Source organism: Paraburkholderia phymatum (assembly GCF_040965635.1).
In the GTDB taxonomy this organism is placed as follows: Bacteria; Pseudomonadota; Gammaproteobacteria; order Burkholderiales; family Burkholderiaceae; genus Paraburkholderia; species Paraburkholderia phymatum_B.
Map to the genome: position 1 here is coordinate 21,193 of NZ_JBFRCH010000012.1, position 15,238 is coordinate 36,430.

Consider the following 15,238-nt stretch of genomic DNA (forward strand, 5'->3'; position numbering starts at 1 on the left):
ATAATATTGTTCGTCGGCGTCGCGAACGACGAGTCGATGTGGCATAGTGCGGCTACCATGAAAAAAGGGGGGAATAATGACCACGCTCGAAAACCTACAGGCAAAAATCGCAAAGCTGCAGGCGCAGGCCGAATTGATTGCAAGGAACGAATCGTCAACTGTCATCGCGAAGATTCGCGGCATCATGGAGCGTTACGGTCTGACGACTGCGGATATCGAAGCGCACCTTGGTGGCAGAAAGCGTGGCCGCGAGCCGGGCGTTAAGGTTGCTGCCGTTAAGTCAATTGCATCGGCCGCGAAGTATCGCGACCCGAAGACGGGCGCGACGTGGACGGGACATGGTCGGGCGCCGGCCTGGATCGCCAGTGCAAAAGACCGCAGTAGGTTTCTGATTGTTGCGACCGGCGAAGTTGCGAGCAAACCGAAGGCTGCAGCGGCGAAGGGCAAATTGCCGCCGAAATACCGCAACCCGAAGACTGGCGAAACTTGGAGCGGCCACGCTCGGCCGCCGGCCTGGATTAAGGACGTCAAGGACCGCGGCAAATTCCTGATTGACGGTGCGGCCGTGAGTGCAGTTGCAGCGCTCAATAAACCCAAGAAACTTGGGGCCTACGTTCGAGGTCCGCAAGCGCCGAAATTCCGTGACCCCAAGACTGGCGCAACCTGGAGCGGCCGCGGCCCGGCGCCGGCATGGCTGGCTGGTGCCAAAGACCGTACGAAGTTCCTGATTGCAGGGACAGACAAGGCCGCGGCGGAGCCGAAGATAGCGGCTGGTAAGAAGGCAACGCCGGCGAAGAAAAGCCCGCCGAAGAAGGTCGTCATCAAAAAGCCTGCGGCCAGAAAGCCGGCTGTGAAGAAAGTTGTCGCGAAGAAGGCGGTTGCGAGCACGGTGAAAACGGCGGAGGCTCCGGTGCCGGCAGCCAAAGCAGATGGCGCACTGACCTCGGCTTGATTTGCTGCTATCTTCGTTTCGATTAGTCACTTCGAAAACAACGGAGCGGGGCCTACCGGTCCCACTCTACTCAGTTCCAATGCGTTGGCCTGCGGTCAATCTTCCGTTTGTATTTGACCTTCCCCCTCTGAAGTATCCCACTGTAAAGTTAGTGGCAAGGCCGCAGGAGAAACCTTGTCATGAAGCAGTCGCGGTTTAGCGAAGAGCAGAACATCGGGATGCTGAAGGAAGGCGATGCAGGCATGAAGGTCGCGGACCTGTACCGCAAGCACGGCATTTCAGATGCGACGTTCTATAACTGGCGTAGCCGCTACGGCGGCATGGATGTGTCGGAAGCGCGACGTTTGAGGCAACTGGAAGAGGAAAACCAGCGACTCAAGCGGCTGGTAGCAGGCCAGGCGCTGGACATCCAGGTTCTGAAGGACGTGCTCGGAAAAAAGTGAGTTCGCCCGCGCAGCGCCGGGAAGTCGTGCAGCAGGTGATTGAACAGCACGACTATTCGGAGCGCCGGGCGTGCGCGCTCGTTGGCCTGAATCGCCGGACATTCCGGCGGCCGGTGCCGCCTGACGCCGATCACGAAGTCCGGCAACGGCTGCGAGAACTGGCACGGGAGCGGCCACGGTTTGGCTCGCCGCGCCTGCATGTCCTGCTACGTAGGGAGGGCCTGGTCCAGAACCACAAGCGCACTGAGCGGCTGTACCGCGCGGAAGGCCTGTCGCTTCGCCTGAAGCGCAGAAAGAAGCGCCCGAGCCGTCTGCGCGTGGTCATGCCGACGCCCGACGGCGCAGATGAAAGCTGGGCGATGGACTTTGTTGCTGACGCGCTGGCGCACGGCCGACGCATTCGCATGTTGACCATCATCGACGCGTGGAACCGCGAGTGCCCACATCGAGGTCGACTTCTCGCTCACGGGCGCTCGAGTCGCGCGCGTTCTGGAGCAGCTACGTCAGCGGGGACGGCGGCCTAATCTGATTCAGGTCGACAACGGGCCGGAGTTCGTCAGCAAGGCGCTCGACGCATGGGCACACGAACGTGGCGTCAGGCTGCAGTTCATCCGCCCAGGTAAGCCGGTGGAAACGCGCACATCGAAAGTTTTAACGGCCGACTGCGCGAAGAATGTTTGAACCAGCATGCGTTCGTCAGTCTCGACGATGCACGCAAGCGAGTCGATGCGTGGCGCACGGACTACAACTCGGTGCGCCCGCATAGTGCCCTGGGGCAACTGGTGCCGGACCAATTCCGGCAACTGCATCAACCGAAAACCGACGAGCTCACTAACTTACGAATGGTGTACTCGGCGGGGTAAGGTCAAAACGCCGAATGAACGCTTAACGGTCGCAATTCGCGATAACGCATGTCGACGTCAACGCCATTTTGCCCAAGAGTCGACGCTGCGATTGTTGAGATCCACGTCGAACTGAATTTCCGTTATGAATCAACTTCAATGCTTCGGTTAACCGTTGAACAGCTTCAGTTCGTCACGCAACTATTTCCTGTTCCGCAACTTCCTGCGGAAGCCACAACGATTCCCGTATCGACCAACCGACGTCGACTCGTCTTTTCCAGCTAGTCCTTGAAGACGCTGAGTCACTCGCTGGTATGTTCAGTTCAATGTGAATTAATTCACCCGATGTGGCATGCGAGTGAGTGTGTGGGAACCAGTCATGCGCTGCGTATGAATCACACAAGCTTCCCGACCTCTACTGCGACTTGTCGTGCCGCGCGCTCCTGCGCGTAGGAAGGGCTCAGTTCAGCCTTTAGATCTTCGCGTCGCAATGGCTCACCTCAGGCTTGGCAAACAGTGCCAATGCCAGCATTGTGGCCGCAGGTGAGATGCGTATAGCGCACCGCGACGTCCTCGTCCGGCGACTTGTGCCACGTTTCGCCCCATTCGCGAAGGGCCAGGATGACGGGGTAGAGCGCTCGCCCCATCTCCGTGAGTTCGTATTCGTAACGAGGGGGCTTTGTCATGTAGCGCTTGCGCTCGATCATGCCGTCTGCTTCCCGCCGTTTGAGGCGGGACGAGAGCATCTGCGGTGTCGCCTGCGACTGCGTCAGCAGGCCGTCGAACCTTCGATTGCCCATGAACAGTTCGCGCACAATCAGGACAGCCCGGCGGTCGCCGATAACAGCCTGAGACCGCGCGACCGGGCACAGCGTATCGCTCTTCTCGGACAATGCAGCCATTCAAAACCTCGCACCGAGCGTAAGTATGTTAATCATATGGATGTGGTAGCACGGCTCGCCCCGCAACGCACGCGCAAGTAACTGGTGACTCCGCAGCCTGCGCGGATCACGGGCTCCTGGCACGGTACGTTCAAACTGACCGCCGATCAGGCTTTGGATAGCGCGCCGTCGGTGACACGCCAGGTACCGCAAGGGTTGTTGTGCCGCAAGGCTTGCCGCGCCACAGCGCCCGACCGGCGACGCAGAGGGGTTCCGACAGGGGCGCGGGAGTTCTTGGTCTTCATGGCTTGCCTCAAACGAAGTTGAACGTCAGACCGGCGGCGAGCGGCCCACAGGCCTTGAGGAACAGGGTCTCCTCAGGGGTGACGCACAACGGAGATTCGGTTCTTCGAAGCTTCGCGTGCAATGCGGCAGCGACCAAGCACTCCAACACGTGGTCTCGGGACGGGGCATACAGTGTTAGCCACCGCTCTCTCGGCAAGCGTTTTAGTCTTTTGGTTATTGTCGTGCCGGAATAAGCTAGGGAAGGGTGCGACGAATGGGCGAGAGTGTTCAAGCCGGTCCATGCCCCATCCTCTGGCGACCAAACCTGCGCCCGGATTGAATCGCGATGCAAAACACCACAGAAATCCCGCACCCGCAGCATCCCGACCTGGACCTGTATCCGGTCGATCGGCTGGTTGATGTTCTGATCGAGGACCAACTTAGCGCCGCTCAGGCAGTCTGGGCGGCCCGTGCACAACTGGCCGAAGCGGTACGTGAAGCGATCCCCCGAATCGCGGCAGGGGGCCGACTGATCTACGTGGGTGCCGGCACCTCGGGACGTCTCGGATTGCTTGATGCGGTAGAGCTTTATCCAACCTTTTCGTGGCCTCGGGCTCGAGCAATCGCGCTGGTGGCCGGCGGTGCCGACGCGCTTACCGAAGCAGTAGAAGGCGCCGAGGATGACGGTCAGCAGGGTGAGGTGGATCTGCTGGCTGTGCGGCCGGTAGCCAACGACGTGGTGCTCGCCATTGCGGCGTCGGGTTCTACCCCTTACGTACTCGGAGCGCTGCGTGCGGCGTGCGCAAGTGGCTCGCTCACGATCGGACTCGCCAATAACCCGAATGCCCCAGTGCTGGCTGCCGCACAGATCAGCATCGCGCTTGTGACCGGGCCGGAAATCATTTCGGGCAGTACGCGTCTGAAGGCCGGGACGGCGCAGAAGATTGCCCTGAACAGTTTCTCGAGCGCCTTGATGGTGGGATTGAAGAAAGTATACGGCAACCTGATGGTTGACTTGCGACCAGTCAATGCAAAGCTGGTGCAACGTGCCATCAGCCTGACCATGCACGCGACGGGCATGTCCGAAGAAATGGCCCGCAGCACGCTTGTTTCATGCGGATATCAGGTCAAGGTCGCGATCGTGGCCCTCAAATGTGGTATTGGTGCGGACGAGGCGAGGGCGCGCCTGGCGGTGGCGGGGGGCAATGTGCGTCAGGCCCTGCGAGGGTGACAAAAACCGAAGGCCGGCGTGGGCAGGTAAATCATCCGAAACGTCCTCAAGCGTCAGTGGTGTCAGTAGCTCCAGGAAACCTCGACCTCCGACAACGGCAAAACGCGTCGATCCTGGTAACGGATGGCGCTTGTCGACCCTCGTTCATCGTTGCAGCCCGAAGACCAAAGTGCTGACGATGACGAGCGCTTCAGCCGTGAACGAGTTGCATTCCCGACGTGGGAAGGATCCGGCGGGGCCGTGAGCCCGATAAATGTGTTGGCGCGCCCCCTAGTGATTCGCCCCCATATATATGATCTGGCTTTGAATTGGGAATTCTGCAGTATTGCCAACCGTTTCAATGAAAAACGTAGAAGAGCGAAAGCGTTCTCGATGATTAAACGTCCTCATGGGGATTGGGATCCGGCGCCGTGATGCGTTCAGTTCGGAAGCAGTGAGCCGCCACGAATCGGCTTGGCCCCGGCGATACACGCTACCTCCTGCCCCGCGGTGGTGAAGCGCGCACGCTGCCGCGCATACAGCACGCCGGCTATGGAGCTGGTGATCGTGACGACGCGATCGGCCAGTGGATCGACGACGTCGGCGATTTCCTGGCCGGGTTCGACCCAGACGCCGATCGGCGTGCGGAACACAAGCACACCGGAGATCGGCGCGCGAAGCGGCTCGGTGCCGGAGAACGGCGTGGCGTCGAACTCGAGCGGCGGCAAGGGTGCGGGCGTCCCATTGATGACGCCGCGGTAGGTCAGATATTCGACGATTGCGTTCGCGTCGCGCTCGGCGAACGCGTAGGTCACGTCCGCCTGACCGCGCAGCTCGATTGTCACCGAGATCGAGCCGTTCGGTATTGGATAGCGCTCGCCATAGCGCGCACGCAACTCCGACCAGCAGAAGCTGTGAATCTCATCGAATGGATTGCCGATCGAATTGAGCGCGAACAGCGAGGCCTTCGAATCGAGATAGCGCGCGAGCGGCTCGACTTCCGGCCACAAGTCGGGGTTTGTGAAGAGATGCATCGCGCCTTCGAAGTCGCAGTGCAGATCGAGCACCACGTCGGCGTCGTACGACAGCCGCTGCAGCGCGAGACGCTGGGATTCGAGCTCGGTGGTCGGTGTCTGCTCGGCGAGCGCTTCTCGCATGGCGTCGCGCACGGCGAGCAAGTTCAGTCGCGCGTCGCCCGTCAGGCGAGGTTCGATACGCGGGATCACGAGCGCAGCCAGGTCGTGGAAGCTCCGGTTGAAGTTCGACGCAGTGCCCGTTTCGAAGCGGCCGAGCATGTGGCCGAGCAGCCGCTGGTTGAGGCCGATCGGATTTGGCACGGGCACGATGACGATTTCGCCGCGCAGCTTGCCCGCCGTCTCCAGCGCGGCGAGGCGCTTGCGTAGTGTCCAGGAGACGAGCATGCCAGGCAACTCGTCAGCGTGCAGCGACGACTGGATGTAGACCTTTTGCCCGCCCGCTGGGCCATAGTGGAAGCTCGTCAGGTGCCGCTGCGTGCCGAGCACCGGGGAGATCAACGGGTGCGTTTGTGTTTGCATGATGGTTTGAGCGCGCGCCGGATGATACCGGCGCGCGGGATGAGGTATTGCGATTCAGGCGATCGGTGCAGAGCGCCACAGTCACCGTGTGTGTCAGGTGCCATACACGTCGAATGCGAAGTACCTGGCCTCGATCTTCTTGTACGTGCCGTCCTTGATCATGTCCGCGATCGCCTTGTCGATCTTTGCCTTCAGGTCGGTGTCTTCCTTGCGCAGACCGATGGCGGCGCCGCTGCCGAGCGTCCCCTGCGGATCGGTCAGCTCGCTGCCTGCGAACGCGAAGCCCGCGCCGCGCGCTGTCTTCAGAAAGCCCATGTCGGCCTGCACGGAGTCTTGCAGTGCGGCGTCGAGACGGCCCGAGGTCAGGTCTGCGTAGACCTGGTCCTGGTCCTGGTAGGGGATGACATTCACGCCCTTCGGCGCCCAGTTGATCTTTGCATAGGTTTCCTGAATCGAGCCCTGCTCGACACCGACCGCCTTTCCTTTCAGCGCATCTGCCGCCGGCCGGAGGTTTGAGCCTTTCTTCGCAACGAGGCGAGTCGGCGTGTGGAACAGCCTCGCCGAGAACGCGATCTGCGCTTCACGCTGCGGCGTCATCGACATCGCCGACAGCACGCCGTCGAACTTTTTCGCCTTCAGCGCCGGGATCATGCCGTCGAAGGCACTCTCGACCCACACGCACTTCGCATTTAGTCGCTTGCAAATCTCGTTGCCCAGGTCGATATCGAAGCCGACCAGCTGTCCGTTCGCACTCTTCGATTCGAATGGAGGGTAACTCGCATCGACACCGAACCGGACGGTGGACCAGTCCTTCGCGCAGGCGGAGGTTGCGATCGCCAGGGTCGCCATGAACAGAGCAAACTTCTTCATTGATGTGGGTTCCAATAGGTTGTGAAAATTGGATTGATGGAGATGCCGGAAAATGTCGAGCACGAAGTGCATCGAATGACTTACTTCAGCCGTCCTGCCAGAAACTGCTGCAGCCGCTCGCTGCGCGGTGCGGTCAGCACTTCACGCGGGTCGCCTTGCTCCTCGATCTTCCCTTTGTGCAGGAAGACAACGTGATTCGAAACATTGCGCGCGAAGCCCATTTCATGCGTCACGACGATCATCGTGCGGCCTTCTTCTGCGAGCGCCTGCATCACTCTCAGCACTTCGCCGACGAGTTCGGGATCTAGCGCGGAGGTTGGTTCGTCGAACAGCATGACTTCCGGTTCCATCGCCAGCGCGCGGGCGATCGCCACGCGCTGCTGCTGGCCACCTGACAGATGCGACGGATACTTCTGCTCGACATCGGCCGAAAGTCCCACTTTGTCGAGGTACTTTCGGGCGCGCGCTTGCGCGTCGCTGCGGCTCAATCCCAGCACGCTCACGGGTGCTTCGATGATGTTCTCGAGCACGGTCATGTGAGCCCACAGGTTGAAATGCTGGAAGACCATCGACAGACGCGCGCGCATCATCCGCAGTTGCTTCGGGTCGCTCACGCGCAGCCCGCCGCTGCCGTCAGTCGTGGTGCGGATTTCCTCGCGGTTCAGCGTGATGCGCCCGGAGCACGGCAATTCGAGGAAGTTAATGCAACGCAGGAGCGTGCTCTTTCCCGAGCCGCTAGAACCAATCAGGCTGATCACGTCGCCGGCTTTCGCCTTGAGCGATACATCCTTCAAAACCTGGTTCTCTCCAAACCTCTTGTGCAGATCGTCGACAATCAGCTTGTACATTCTCAATGCTCTCCATCAGGGCTGAACGGATTCAGTGCCCTTGAGGTTTCAGATAAGCCAGCATTCGCATTTCCATGCGGCGAAATACCCAGATCAGGGCGAACACGATAGACGCATACAAAGCGGCTGCGATGCCGTATGCCTGGAACGTCATATAAGTCGCCGAATTCGCGTCGCGTGCCACTTTCAGGATGTCGGGTACGGTCGCGGTGAAGGCCAGCGTCGTGGCGTGCAGCATCAGGATCACTTCATTGCTGTAAGCGGGCAACGCGCGTCGCAATGCGGAGGGCAGGATGATGCGCGTATAGAGTTTGTAATTCGACATGCCATAAGCACGGGCGGCTTCGATTTCGCTGTGCGAGGTCTCCTTGATCGCGCCGGCGAAGATCTCGGTGGCGTAGGCGCATTCGTTCAGCGTGAAAGCCAGCAGCGTGCAGTTCATCGCGCTGCGAAAGAACTCTCCGAGCAGTTCGTGAGAATGGACGAAGTGCAGGCTGTAGATGCCGGTATAACAAAGCAGCAATTGGACGTAGAGCGGTGTGCCGCGAAACACATAGGTGTAGAGCCAGATCGGTCGCGAAAAAAAAGGGTTGCGCGACGCACGCGCGATGGCGAGTGGCACGGCGAGCAGAAAGCCGAGTGCGATCGAAACGACCAGCAGCCAAAGGGTGATGACGAGGCCGCTGTAGTTGAAGCCATCGCTGTAAAGATAGTTCGGCCAGTATTGGTGAAGGAGTTCGATCACAGCGCGGCCCTCCGCACACCGATCGAATAGCGCTTTTCGAGGCGGTGCAATGCCAGGTTTGAAACGGTGGTGATCACGAGGTAGATTGCACCGGTTGCGAGCGTGAAAAAGAAGAATGCCTGTGTCGCTTTGCCCGCGTCCTGAGCGGCTTTCACAACGTCGGCGAGGCCGATGATCGAAACGAGCGCGGTCGCCTTCACAAGCACCTGCCAGTTGTTGGCGATGCCTGGCAGCGCAAAGCGCATCATCTGCGGGAACAGAATGCGCGTGAACACACGCGTAGAGCTCATGCCGTACGCGAAGCCAGCCTCGAGTTGCCCGCGGGGAACGGCGAGAAAGGCACCGCGAAAGGTTTCAGTGAAGTACGCGCCGTAGATGAAGCCGAGCGTGATGACGCCCGCCACAAAAGGATCAATGTCGATCTGGTCCATGGCAAGCATGTCAGTCAGGTCGTTGAGCCAGATCTGAATGCTGTAGAACAGCAGCAGCATCAGCACAAGGTCGGGTACCGCGCGAATCAGCGTCGTGTATATCGCGCCGAGGCGCGCGAGCATGCGATTGCGCGAGAGCTTCGCCGCGGCGCCGGCGAGGCCCAGCAGAAAGGCCGCAGCGAGCGAGAGCACCGCGAGCTTGAGAGTTTCGAGCGTGCCCGCCAGCAACAGCGGGCCGAAGCCTTGAAAAAGCATGGAAGGATGTCCTTGGTGACAGGGAGCGCCCGCCGCGCAGCTTGTGCCCCTGTGTTGATGCGAGTGGATGCGACAACACTTAACCGCCGCACACGTCGAAGTCGAAATACCGCAACTCATTCCTCTTGTGTGTCCCGTCCTTGATCATGTGGGCGATAGCCGTTCGGTCTTCGCTTTGAGCGAGGCACGTTTCTTCATGAAGTCGCCGAAAGCGATGATTGGATACGGCATCCCGGACGCTGACGACCCTATCGAAAGCATTCAATGCCTGGGTCAGACGCCGAGGCTGGTTCCACAGCTTGTATATACAATTATCGAGACATCTCAGAAACCAACAATCGGTGTTATTACCAAGGCGTGCTCGATGCGGAAGTCAAAAGAGCGCCTGTTTCAGGCCTTAAGCGGGTGAGAACGGATGTTGATGGGGCGCGCGGACCTGTCACGGACGAAATCATTCGTGCATCCAATGCAAGCTTGTCCATACAACATCGTTGTTTCGGAAGTGCCACACCGGCAGCAGATCACAACGTCGCGATAGGCGGTCGGGAGATCGCCGATCAGATCAGCTCACCCGCACGTCGAATGAGAAATTGCCGCATATTGGACGAATGAAACCGCGACTGCCTTCCGTTCCAGCGAACATGGGAGGAAAGAAGATGACGTGCAAACGCTATCCCGTTCTCGGAGCATCCGACAGATCCGGATGCAGACTTACACGCGCGTCGCAGAGATCGTCGGACAGGTGTACGAGGCAGACGATCTGAAGAACATGAATCCGAGACAGTTGCATGACGCGGCGTTTCGTCACTGCTCGACGACCGGCAGATAACAGGCAACCGACGGACTTTCATTCGGGCTCCAATCGCGCATGGCGGACTTCTCTGTTTACCCGCCTTCGCGGCTCTAACTCGGTGCTTTCGTTACACTAGCGCAGTGTTCCAGGAAGGCCAGTGAATAGCCACATGAGCTCAAGGCGAAGCGGAGGAGGGTGCAGCAAGGTCGCGGCACCCCCTCGCCAAAACGATGTTGTTGCCCATGAGTCAGAGATCGGTGCGAGAGCAATCGCTGACCTATCACCGCTTGCGAACTAGCGTCGTCGTTGTTCCATCAAATCGACAGCAGCTAAGCCGGAAATTCGATGAACGGGGAGGGCGGTGCACGCTGATGAATGCGCCCACATGTAGTCGATGCAGTTCGCTCAGGTTGCGTCCGAGCCGAGGAAACGTTCGACGAGCCGAGTCCAGAGTGCAGCGCCAATAACGAGATTTTCGTCGGCGTAGTCGTACTGCGCACTGTGCAACATAGGCGCATGCAAGCCGTTTCCCAGATGCAGAAAGCAGCCTGGGCGCTGCTGCAGGAAAAAAGCAAAGTCCTCGCTGCATGCAATCAGGGGAAACGCACCGGGTAATGACGCACCGGTTGCAAACCAATCACGAGGTTTGCCGGCCCCGCAATCAGCCCTTTCAGGCAAGCAATTGCCATTGCGTCGTTAGTCGAGACTCTGCGCGTGAGATTGTTGTCGATTGCCCAGCACAGACACGCGCCGACGATCAACAACGCCCCTGCCGGCACACCCGCTTCCCCTGGCTGCCACGACAGCATGACGCGGCCGGCGATGATGGCCACCATGCCGAGAAACACCTGGACGTCGACGTTCTCACGAAACACGACCCATGCGATGAAGGCCGTCAACACACCTTCCAGATTCAGCAGCAGTGAACTGGTTACCGCGGGTGTGCCGGACAGGCCGAGCATCAGCAGCGCGGGGCCGGCGACGCCGCCTCCGGCGATTGCACCGATCAGCCAGGGCAGCTCTGCGCGGCGAATGTGGCCGCCTTTTTCCATACCGGACCCGCGCAGCCGACGGGCGACGATACCCGCTCCAAGGCCGATGCCGCTTCCGAGGTAGAACAATCCCGCAACCATGAACGGAGACATTGAGCCAAGCAGGGCCTTTGCGAGGGGCGTCGCAGCGCCAAACAGCGCGGCGGCGGTGATCGCGGTGAATATCGCGCCGAATCGGGAGTGCATGGGACAGGGAGCTCGCGCAACACGCGCCTAACGCTACAGTGTATCGATCCGTTCCGACACTTGGCCGACAACCCGTGGCTTGGACGGCAGCAGAGTTGGCTTGTAGAGATGGTTACTTGTGTGTATCTTCTTCTACATGGAAGCTGTCACAACCTGGTCGCTGCTCGTCCTTACGCTGCCCACGGAAAACGCCACCGCGCGCATGCGCTTCTGGCGGGCACTGAAGGCGAAGGGATGCGCGGTGCTGCGCGACGGCATCTACCTGCTGCCTTATACGGAGGCGCGCGAGCAGATGCTGCGTGAACTGGCGACCGCCATTGCGGAAAGTGGAGGTACTGCCCATTTGCTGCGGGCGCCGAGCCTCGATGCCGCGCAGGAAACTGAATTCCGGCTGCTGTTCGACCGCAGTGACGATCATGCGCAGTTCATGCTCACGCTGAAGGAGGCGCGCAAGACGGTGTCGGGCCAGTCGGCGGCCGACTTGACCAAGCTGCTTCGGCGTCTGCGCAAGGACTACGAAACCATCGCCGCGATCGATTACTTTCCGGGCGACGCTGCGACGCGCGCCGAAGCAGCGTGGCAGGACTTCATCGGGCTGGTTGATACCGTGCTGTCGCCCGGTGAACCCCATTCCGCCGAGCGCCCTATCCGCAGCCTGTCGGTCAGCGACTATCAAGGTCGCACCTGGGCCACGCGGCAACACATGTGGGTCGATCGCGTCGCGAGCGCCTGGCTGATCCGGCGCTTCATCGATCGCGATGCGCGCTTCGTCTGGCTCACATCGCCCGGCGCCTGCCCGGCCAGCGCGCTCGGCTTCGATTTCGACGGCGCCGTGTTCACCCATGTCGGCGAACGCGTGACGTTCGAGGTACTGGTCGTCAGCTTCGGCCTCGACAAGAATCCCGCGCTGCTTCGGCTGGGCGAAATGGTCCATGCGCTCGATGTCGGCGGTGCCCCCGTGCCCGAGGCTATCGGCTTCGAGGCCGTGATGGCAGGGGCGAGGGAGCGTGCGGCCGATGACGATCAGTTGCTCGACGAGATGAGCAGGGTGCTCGATTCCCTCTACACGCATTTCGTTTCTACGACAAAAAACAGGGACGAGAGGAAGCGTTCGTGAACACGACGACAGCAACGGCGCCGGGCTACACGCTCGGCCAACTGGTCCTCTACATGCTGCGCCTCGGCACGTTCGGGTTCGGCGGACCTGTGGCGCTTGTGGGCTACATGCACCGCGATCTCGTCGAGCAGCGCAAGTGGATCAGCGAGTCGGACTACCGCGAAGGACTAGCGCTCGCGCAGATGATGCCGGGGCCGCTGGCGGCACAGCTTGGCATCTATCTGGGTCACGTGCACTACCACATCGTCGGTGCGACGCTGGCCGGTATCGCCTTCGTGCTCCCGTCATTTTTGATGGTGGTCGGCCTTGGCTGGGCCTACGCGCACTTCGGCGGCCTCTCGTGGATGCAGGCGGCCTTCTATGGCGTAGGCGCTGCCGTAGTCGGAATAATCGCGATGAGCGCATACAAGCTCACGACGAAGACGATCGGCAAAAACAGGCTCCTGTGGGCGATCTACCTGATACTCGCAGCCGTAACGGTCATCACTGAATCCGAGATCGCGTGGCTTTTCATCGCGGGCGGTCTCATCAACTGGTTCGTTGTCGCCCCGCCGAAATGGTTCAGCAAGGGCGGACTGAATGCGGCGGCGGCGGCACAGCTGCCGGCCGCGAGCGGCGTGCTCAGCGGACTTGACTGGCCCCTGCTCGGCCAGATCGGCTTGTTCTTCGCGAAGGCCGGCGCTTTCGTGTTCGGCTCGGGACTGGCGATCGTGCCATTCCTTTACGGTGGTGTGGTCACCGAGCATCACTGGCTCAATGACAAACAGTTCGTCGATGCCGTGGCCGTCGCGATGATTACGCCTGGGCCGGTCGTGATCACGGTTGGCTTCATCGGATACCTGGTCGCGGGGTTCGTGGGCGCGTGTGTGGCCGCTCTCGGCACATTCCTGCCTTGCTATCTGTTCACGGTGCTGCCAGCGCCGTACTTCAAGAAGTACGGCAAGCTTCCCGCCGTCAAGGCGTTTGTTGACGGCATCACCGCCGCTGCCGTCGGTGCGATCACGGGCTCCGTGATCGTGATCGCGCGCCGCTCGATTGTTGACTGGCCCACCGTTCTCCTGGCGCTCGCGACAATCTTGCTGCTCTGGCGCTTCAAGAAGCTCCAGGAGCCCATCATCGTCATTGCCGCGGCACTCATCGGGCTCGCTGTTTATCCACTCATTCACGCACATGGCGTATGAAAGGCAGCGCGGACGGACACGGTCGGTTAGCCAGGCGCGCTGAGGTGCCAGGGCACTGACCACGTCAAGGAGGTACGCAACCATGCGGCTACTGAGCAGATCGAGCGTGCTCGCCACGATCAGGACAGGCGGGCCGCAATGGATTGTACCGACGCGTGTGGCGATCGGCGTCATGCTGCTTGCCCCGGTCGACGGCGCGTTTCAGGACCTGTTGTGGTTCTCACATCCCGGGCCGCGCGCAGTGCCGGACAGCGCGGTTACTGTTGGCCTCGCCCTTCGTGCGGCAGAGTTTCTTGCGGGGATGAGCTTTGTCGCCGGAGCAGGCATCAGGCTCGCGATCTACCCGGCAGCAGCAATTCTTCATTGTGCGGGCGCTCGCCAACCTCGCAGGTTCCCTCACATGGATGGCGCAGTCCACGCAGCGATCGTCCCCCACGGTGATTGGAGCTACGGCGTCCTCTATGTTGGCGTCACACTGCTACTGGGGGATTTTCTGACGACGGGTAGTGGCAGATGGTCGATCGACTACTGGCTTTGCGAAAAGCTCAGGGTGACGGATCACGCTCCCAGTCGGTGAGCCAACATCGTTCGTTGTCCGCAGCAACAGGAGTCATCCATGAGCTTCGAGATACAACCCCTCACCTGTGACCCTTCACGGCTTGCCGGTCTGTCGGAAAAGCTGATCACCAGTCACTACGAGAACAACTACGCGGGCGCCGTCAAGCGCCTGAACGCCATCACCGCGCAGCTTGCGGAAATCGATGTGAGCACCGCACCCGTCTTCGTGCTCAATGGACTCAAACGCGAGGAACTGATCGCGGCCAATTCGATGGTCCTGCATGAAATCTACTTCGAGTCGCTGGGCGCAAGCGAAGCCATGGACGGACCGCTTGAAACTGCGTTCGTACGCGATTTCGGCAGTGTTGAGCGCTGGCATGCTGAATTCTCCGCCATGGGGAAGGCACTTGGTGGTGGCTCGGGGTGGGTGCTGTTGAACTGGTCGCCCCGACTCGGCAAGCTGATCAACCAGTGGGCGTCCGATCACGCGCATACGCTCGCCGACTGCGTGCCCATTCTGGCGCTCGACATGTACGAGCATTCGTATCACATCGACTTCGGCGCAAAGGCGGGCGCCTATGTTGACGCGTTCATGGAGAACGTGAACTGGCAGAAGGTCAAGACGCGATTCGAGGCGCTGATCATCTGAGCGTCCGGATGGCGATTTCTCGACACGAAGAGGGAGGACATGATGTTGATTCCCAACGGGCGATATACGATCGCCAGTCTGATTCTCGCGTGCCTGATTGCGACTACCGGCTGCGAGCAGCGGCCTACCGAAAAAGCCGGCGGCCAGACCATTGAGCTCTCACAGGTGCCGGCCCCTGTCAAAGCCACCATTGACCAGCAGGCACAGGGTCGCCCGGTCAGTGAAATCGAAAAGCACACCGCCCGGGGCACAACCCAATATAACGTCACCCTGGGCGCCGGCGATCAGAAGCAGGAACTGATTCTCGATGAAACCGGGAAGGTCGTCGCGACGAAGGAAGATGAGGAAGACGACGACTGACCAGTCGTTTTGTAAAGCTGTATT

Annotated in this window: 13 protein-coding genes and 2 pseudogenes; 8 read left to right on the plus strand and 7 right to left on the minus strand. The window is 60.4% G+C overall.

Going from position 1 to position 15,238, the window contains the following annotated elements; all coding sequences use genetic code 11:
• Positions 1–76: 76 nt before the first annotated feature.
• Both AB4Y32_RS20880 and AB4Y32_RS20885 read left to right on the plus strand, forming a co-directional pair.
• Positions 77–952, plus strand: coding sequence for an H-NS family nucleoid-associated regulatory protein (locus AB4Y32_RS20880; protein WP_368723170.1), 876 nt, complete (start codon positions 77–79; stop codon positions 950–952).
• A 179-nt stretch (positions 953–1,131) separates the two neighbouring features.
• Positions 1,132–2,258 (plus strand): annotated as a pseudogene (locus tag AB4Y32_RS20885) (IS3 family transposase).
• Positions 2,259–2,737: 479 nt separating this feature from the next.
• On the opposite strand, the gene AB4Y32_RS20890 reads toward AB4Y32_RS20885, so the two are convergent.
• On the minus strand, positions 2,738–3,139 hold the full coding sequence (locus AB4Y32_RS20890) for a winged helix-turn-helix transcriptional regulator (protein ID WP_368723171.1): 402 nt from the start codon (positions 3,137–3,139) through the stop codon (positions 2,738–2,740).
• Positions 3,140–3,749: 610 nt separating this feature from the next.
• Between AB4Y32_RS20890 and AB4Y32_RS20895 the strand changes: the two genes are divergently transcribed.
• Positions 3,750–4,634, plus strand: a complete 885-nt coding sequence (locus AB4Y32_RS20895; protein ID WP_368723172.1) for an N-acetylmuramic acid 6-phosphate etherase — start codon at positions 3,750–3,752, stop codon at positions 4,632–4,634.
• Positions 4,635–5,053: 419 nt separating this feature from the next.
• Here AB4Y32_RS20895 and AB4Y32_RS20900 read toward each other — a convergent pair whose 3' ends face one another.
• From AB4Y32_RS20900 to AB4Y32_RS20930, 6 genes and pseudogenes are all read right to left on the minus strand, one after another.
• A complete protein-coding gene (locus AB4Y32_RS20900) occupies positions 5,054–6,169 on the minus strand; it encodes a succinylglutamate desuccinylase/aspartoacylase family protein (RefSeq protein ID WP_368723173.1) in 1,116 nt (371 codons plus the stop codon).
• Positions 6,170–6,262: 93 nt separating this feature from the next.
• On the minus strand, positions 6,263–7,039 hold the full coding sequence (locus AB4Y32_RS20905) for an ABC transporter substrate-binding protein (RefSeq protein WP_368723174.1): 777 nt from the start codon (positions 7,037–7,039) through the stop codon (positions 6,263–6,265).
• An 80-nt stretch (positions 7,040–7,119) separates the two neighbouring features.
• Complete coding sequence (locus AB4Y32_RS20910) at positions 7,120–7,887, minus strand: ABC transporter ATP-binding protein (RefSeq protein ID WP_368723175.1); 768 nt, start codon at positions 7,885–7,887, stop codon at positions 7,120–7,122.
• A 31-nt stretch (positions 7,888–7,918) separates the two neighbouring features.
• Complete coding sequence (locus tag AB4Y32_RS20915; protein WP_368723176.1) at positions 7,919–8,632, minus strand: ABC transporter permease; 714 nt, start codon at positions 8,630–8,632, stop codon at positions 7,919–7,921.
• The gene (locus tag AB4Y32_RS20920) at positions 8,629–9,318 is read right to left on the minus strand and encodes an ABC transporter permease (RefSeq protein ID WP_368723177.1); all 690 of its coding nucleotides are present in this window, start codon (positions 9,316–9,318) and stop codon (positions 8,629–8,631) included. The genes AB4Y32_RS20915 and AB4Y32_RS20920 overlap by 4 nt, the downstream gene beginning before the upstream one ends.
• A gap of 1,198 nt (positions 9,319–10,516) precedes the next feature.
• Positions 10,517–11,349 (minus strand): annotated as a pseudogene (locus AB4Y32_RS20930) (EamA family transporter).
• Between the two features lie 136 nt (positions 11,350–11,485).
• Here AB4Y32_RS20930 and AB4Y32_RS20935 point away from each other — a divergent pair.
• The 5 genes from AB4Y32_RS20935 (at position 11,486) to AB4Y32_RS20955 (ending at position 15,214) form a co-directional block, all read left to right on the plus strand.
• On the plus strand, positions 11,486–12,466 hold the full coding sequence (locus AB4Y32_RS20935) for a chromate resistance protein ChrB domain-containing protein (RefSeq protein WP_368723178.1): 981 nt from the start codon (positions 11,486–11,488) through the stop codon (positions 12,464–12,466).
• A complete protein-coding gene (locus tag AB4Y32_RS20940; RefSeq protein ID WP_368723179.1) occupies positions 12,463–13,647 on the plus strand; it encodes a chromate transporter in 1,185 nt (394 codons plus the stop codon). The genes AB4Y32_RS20935 and AB4Y32_RS20940 overlap by 4 nt, the downstream gene beginning before the upstream one ends.
• 82 nt (positions 13,648–13,729) lie before the next feature.
• The gene (locus tag AB4Y32_RS20945) at positions 13,730–14,224 is read left to right on the plus strand and encodes a hypothetical protein (protein ID WP_368723180.1); all 495 of its coding nucleotides are present in this window, start codon (positions 13,730–13,732) and stop codon (positions 14,222–14,224) included.
• A 39-nt stretch (positions 14,225–14,263) separates the two neighbouring features.
• Positions 14,264–14,854 carry a superoxide dismutase gene (locus AB4Y32_RS20950; RefSeq protein ID WP_368723181.1) on the plus strand — a complete coding sequence of 197 codons (591 nt, stop codon included), beginning with the start codon at positions 14,264–14,266 and terminating at the stop codon, positions 14,852–14,854.
• 39 nt (positions 14,855–14,893) lie between these two features.
• On the plus strand, positions 14,894–15,214 hold the full coding sequence (locus tag AB4Y32_RS20955) for a hypothetical protein (RefSeq protein WP_368723182.1): 321 nt from the start codon (positions 14,894–14,896) through the stop codon (positions 15,212–15,214).
• Positions 15,215–15,238 lie beyond the last annotated feature (24 nt).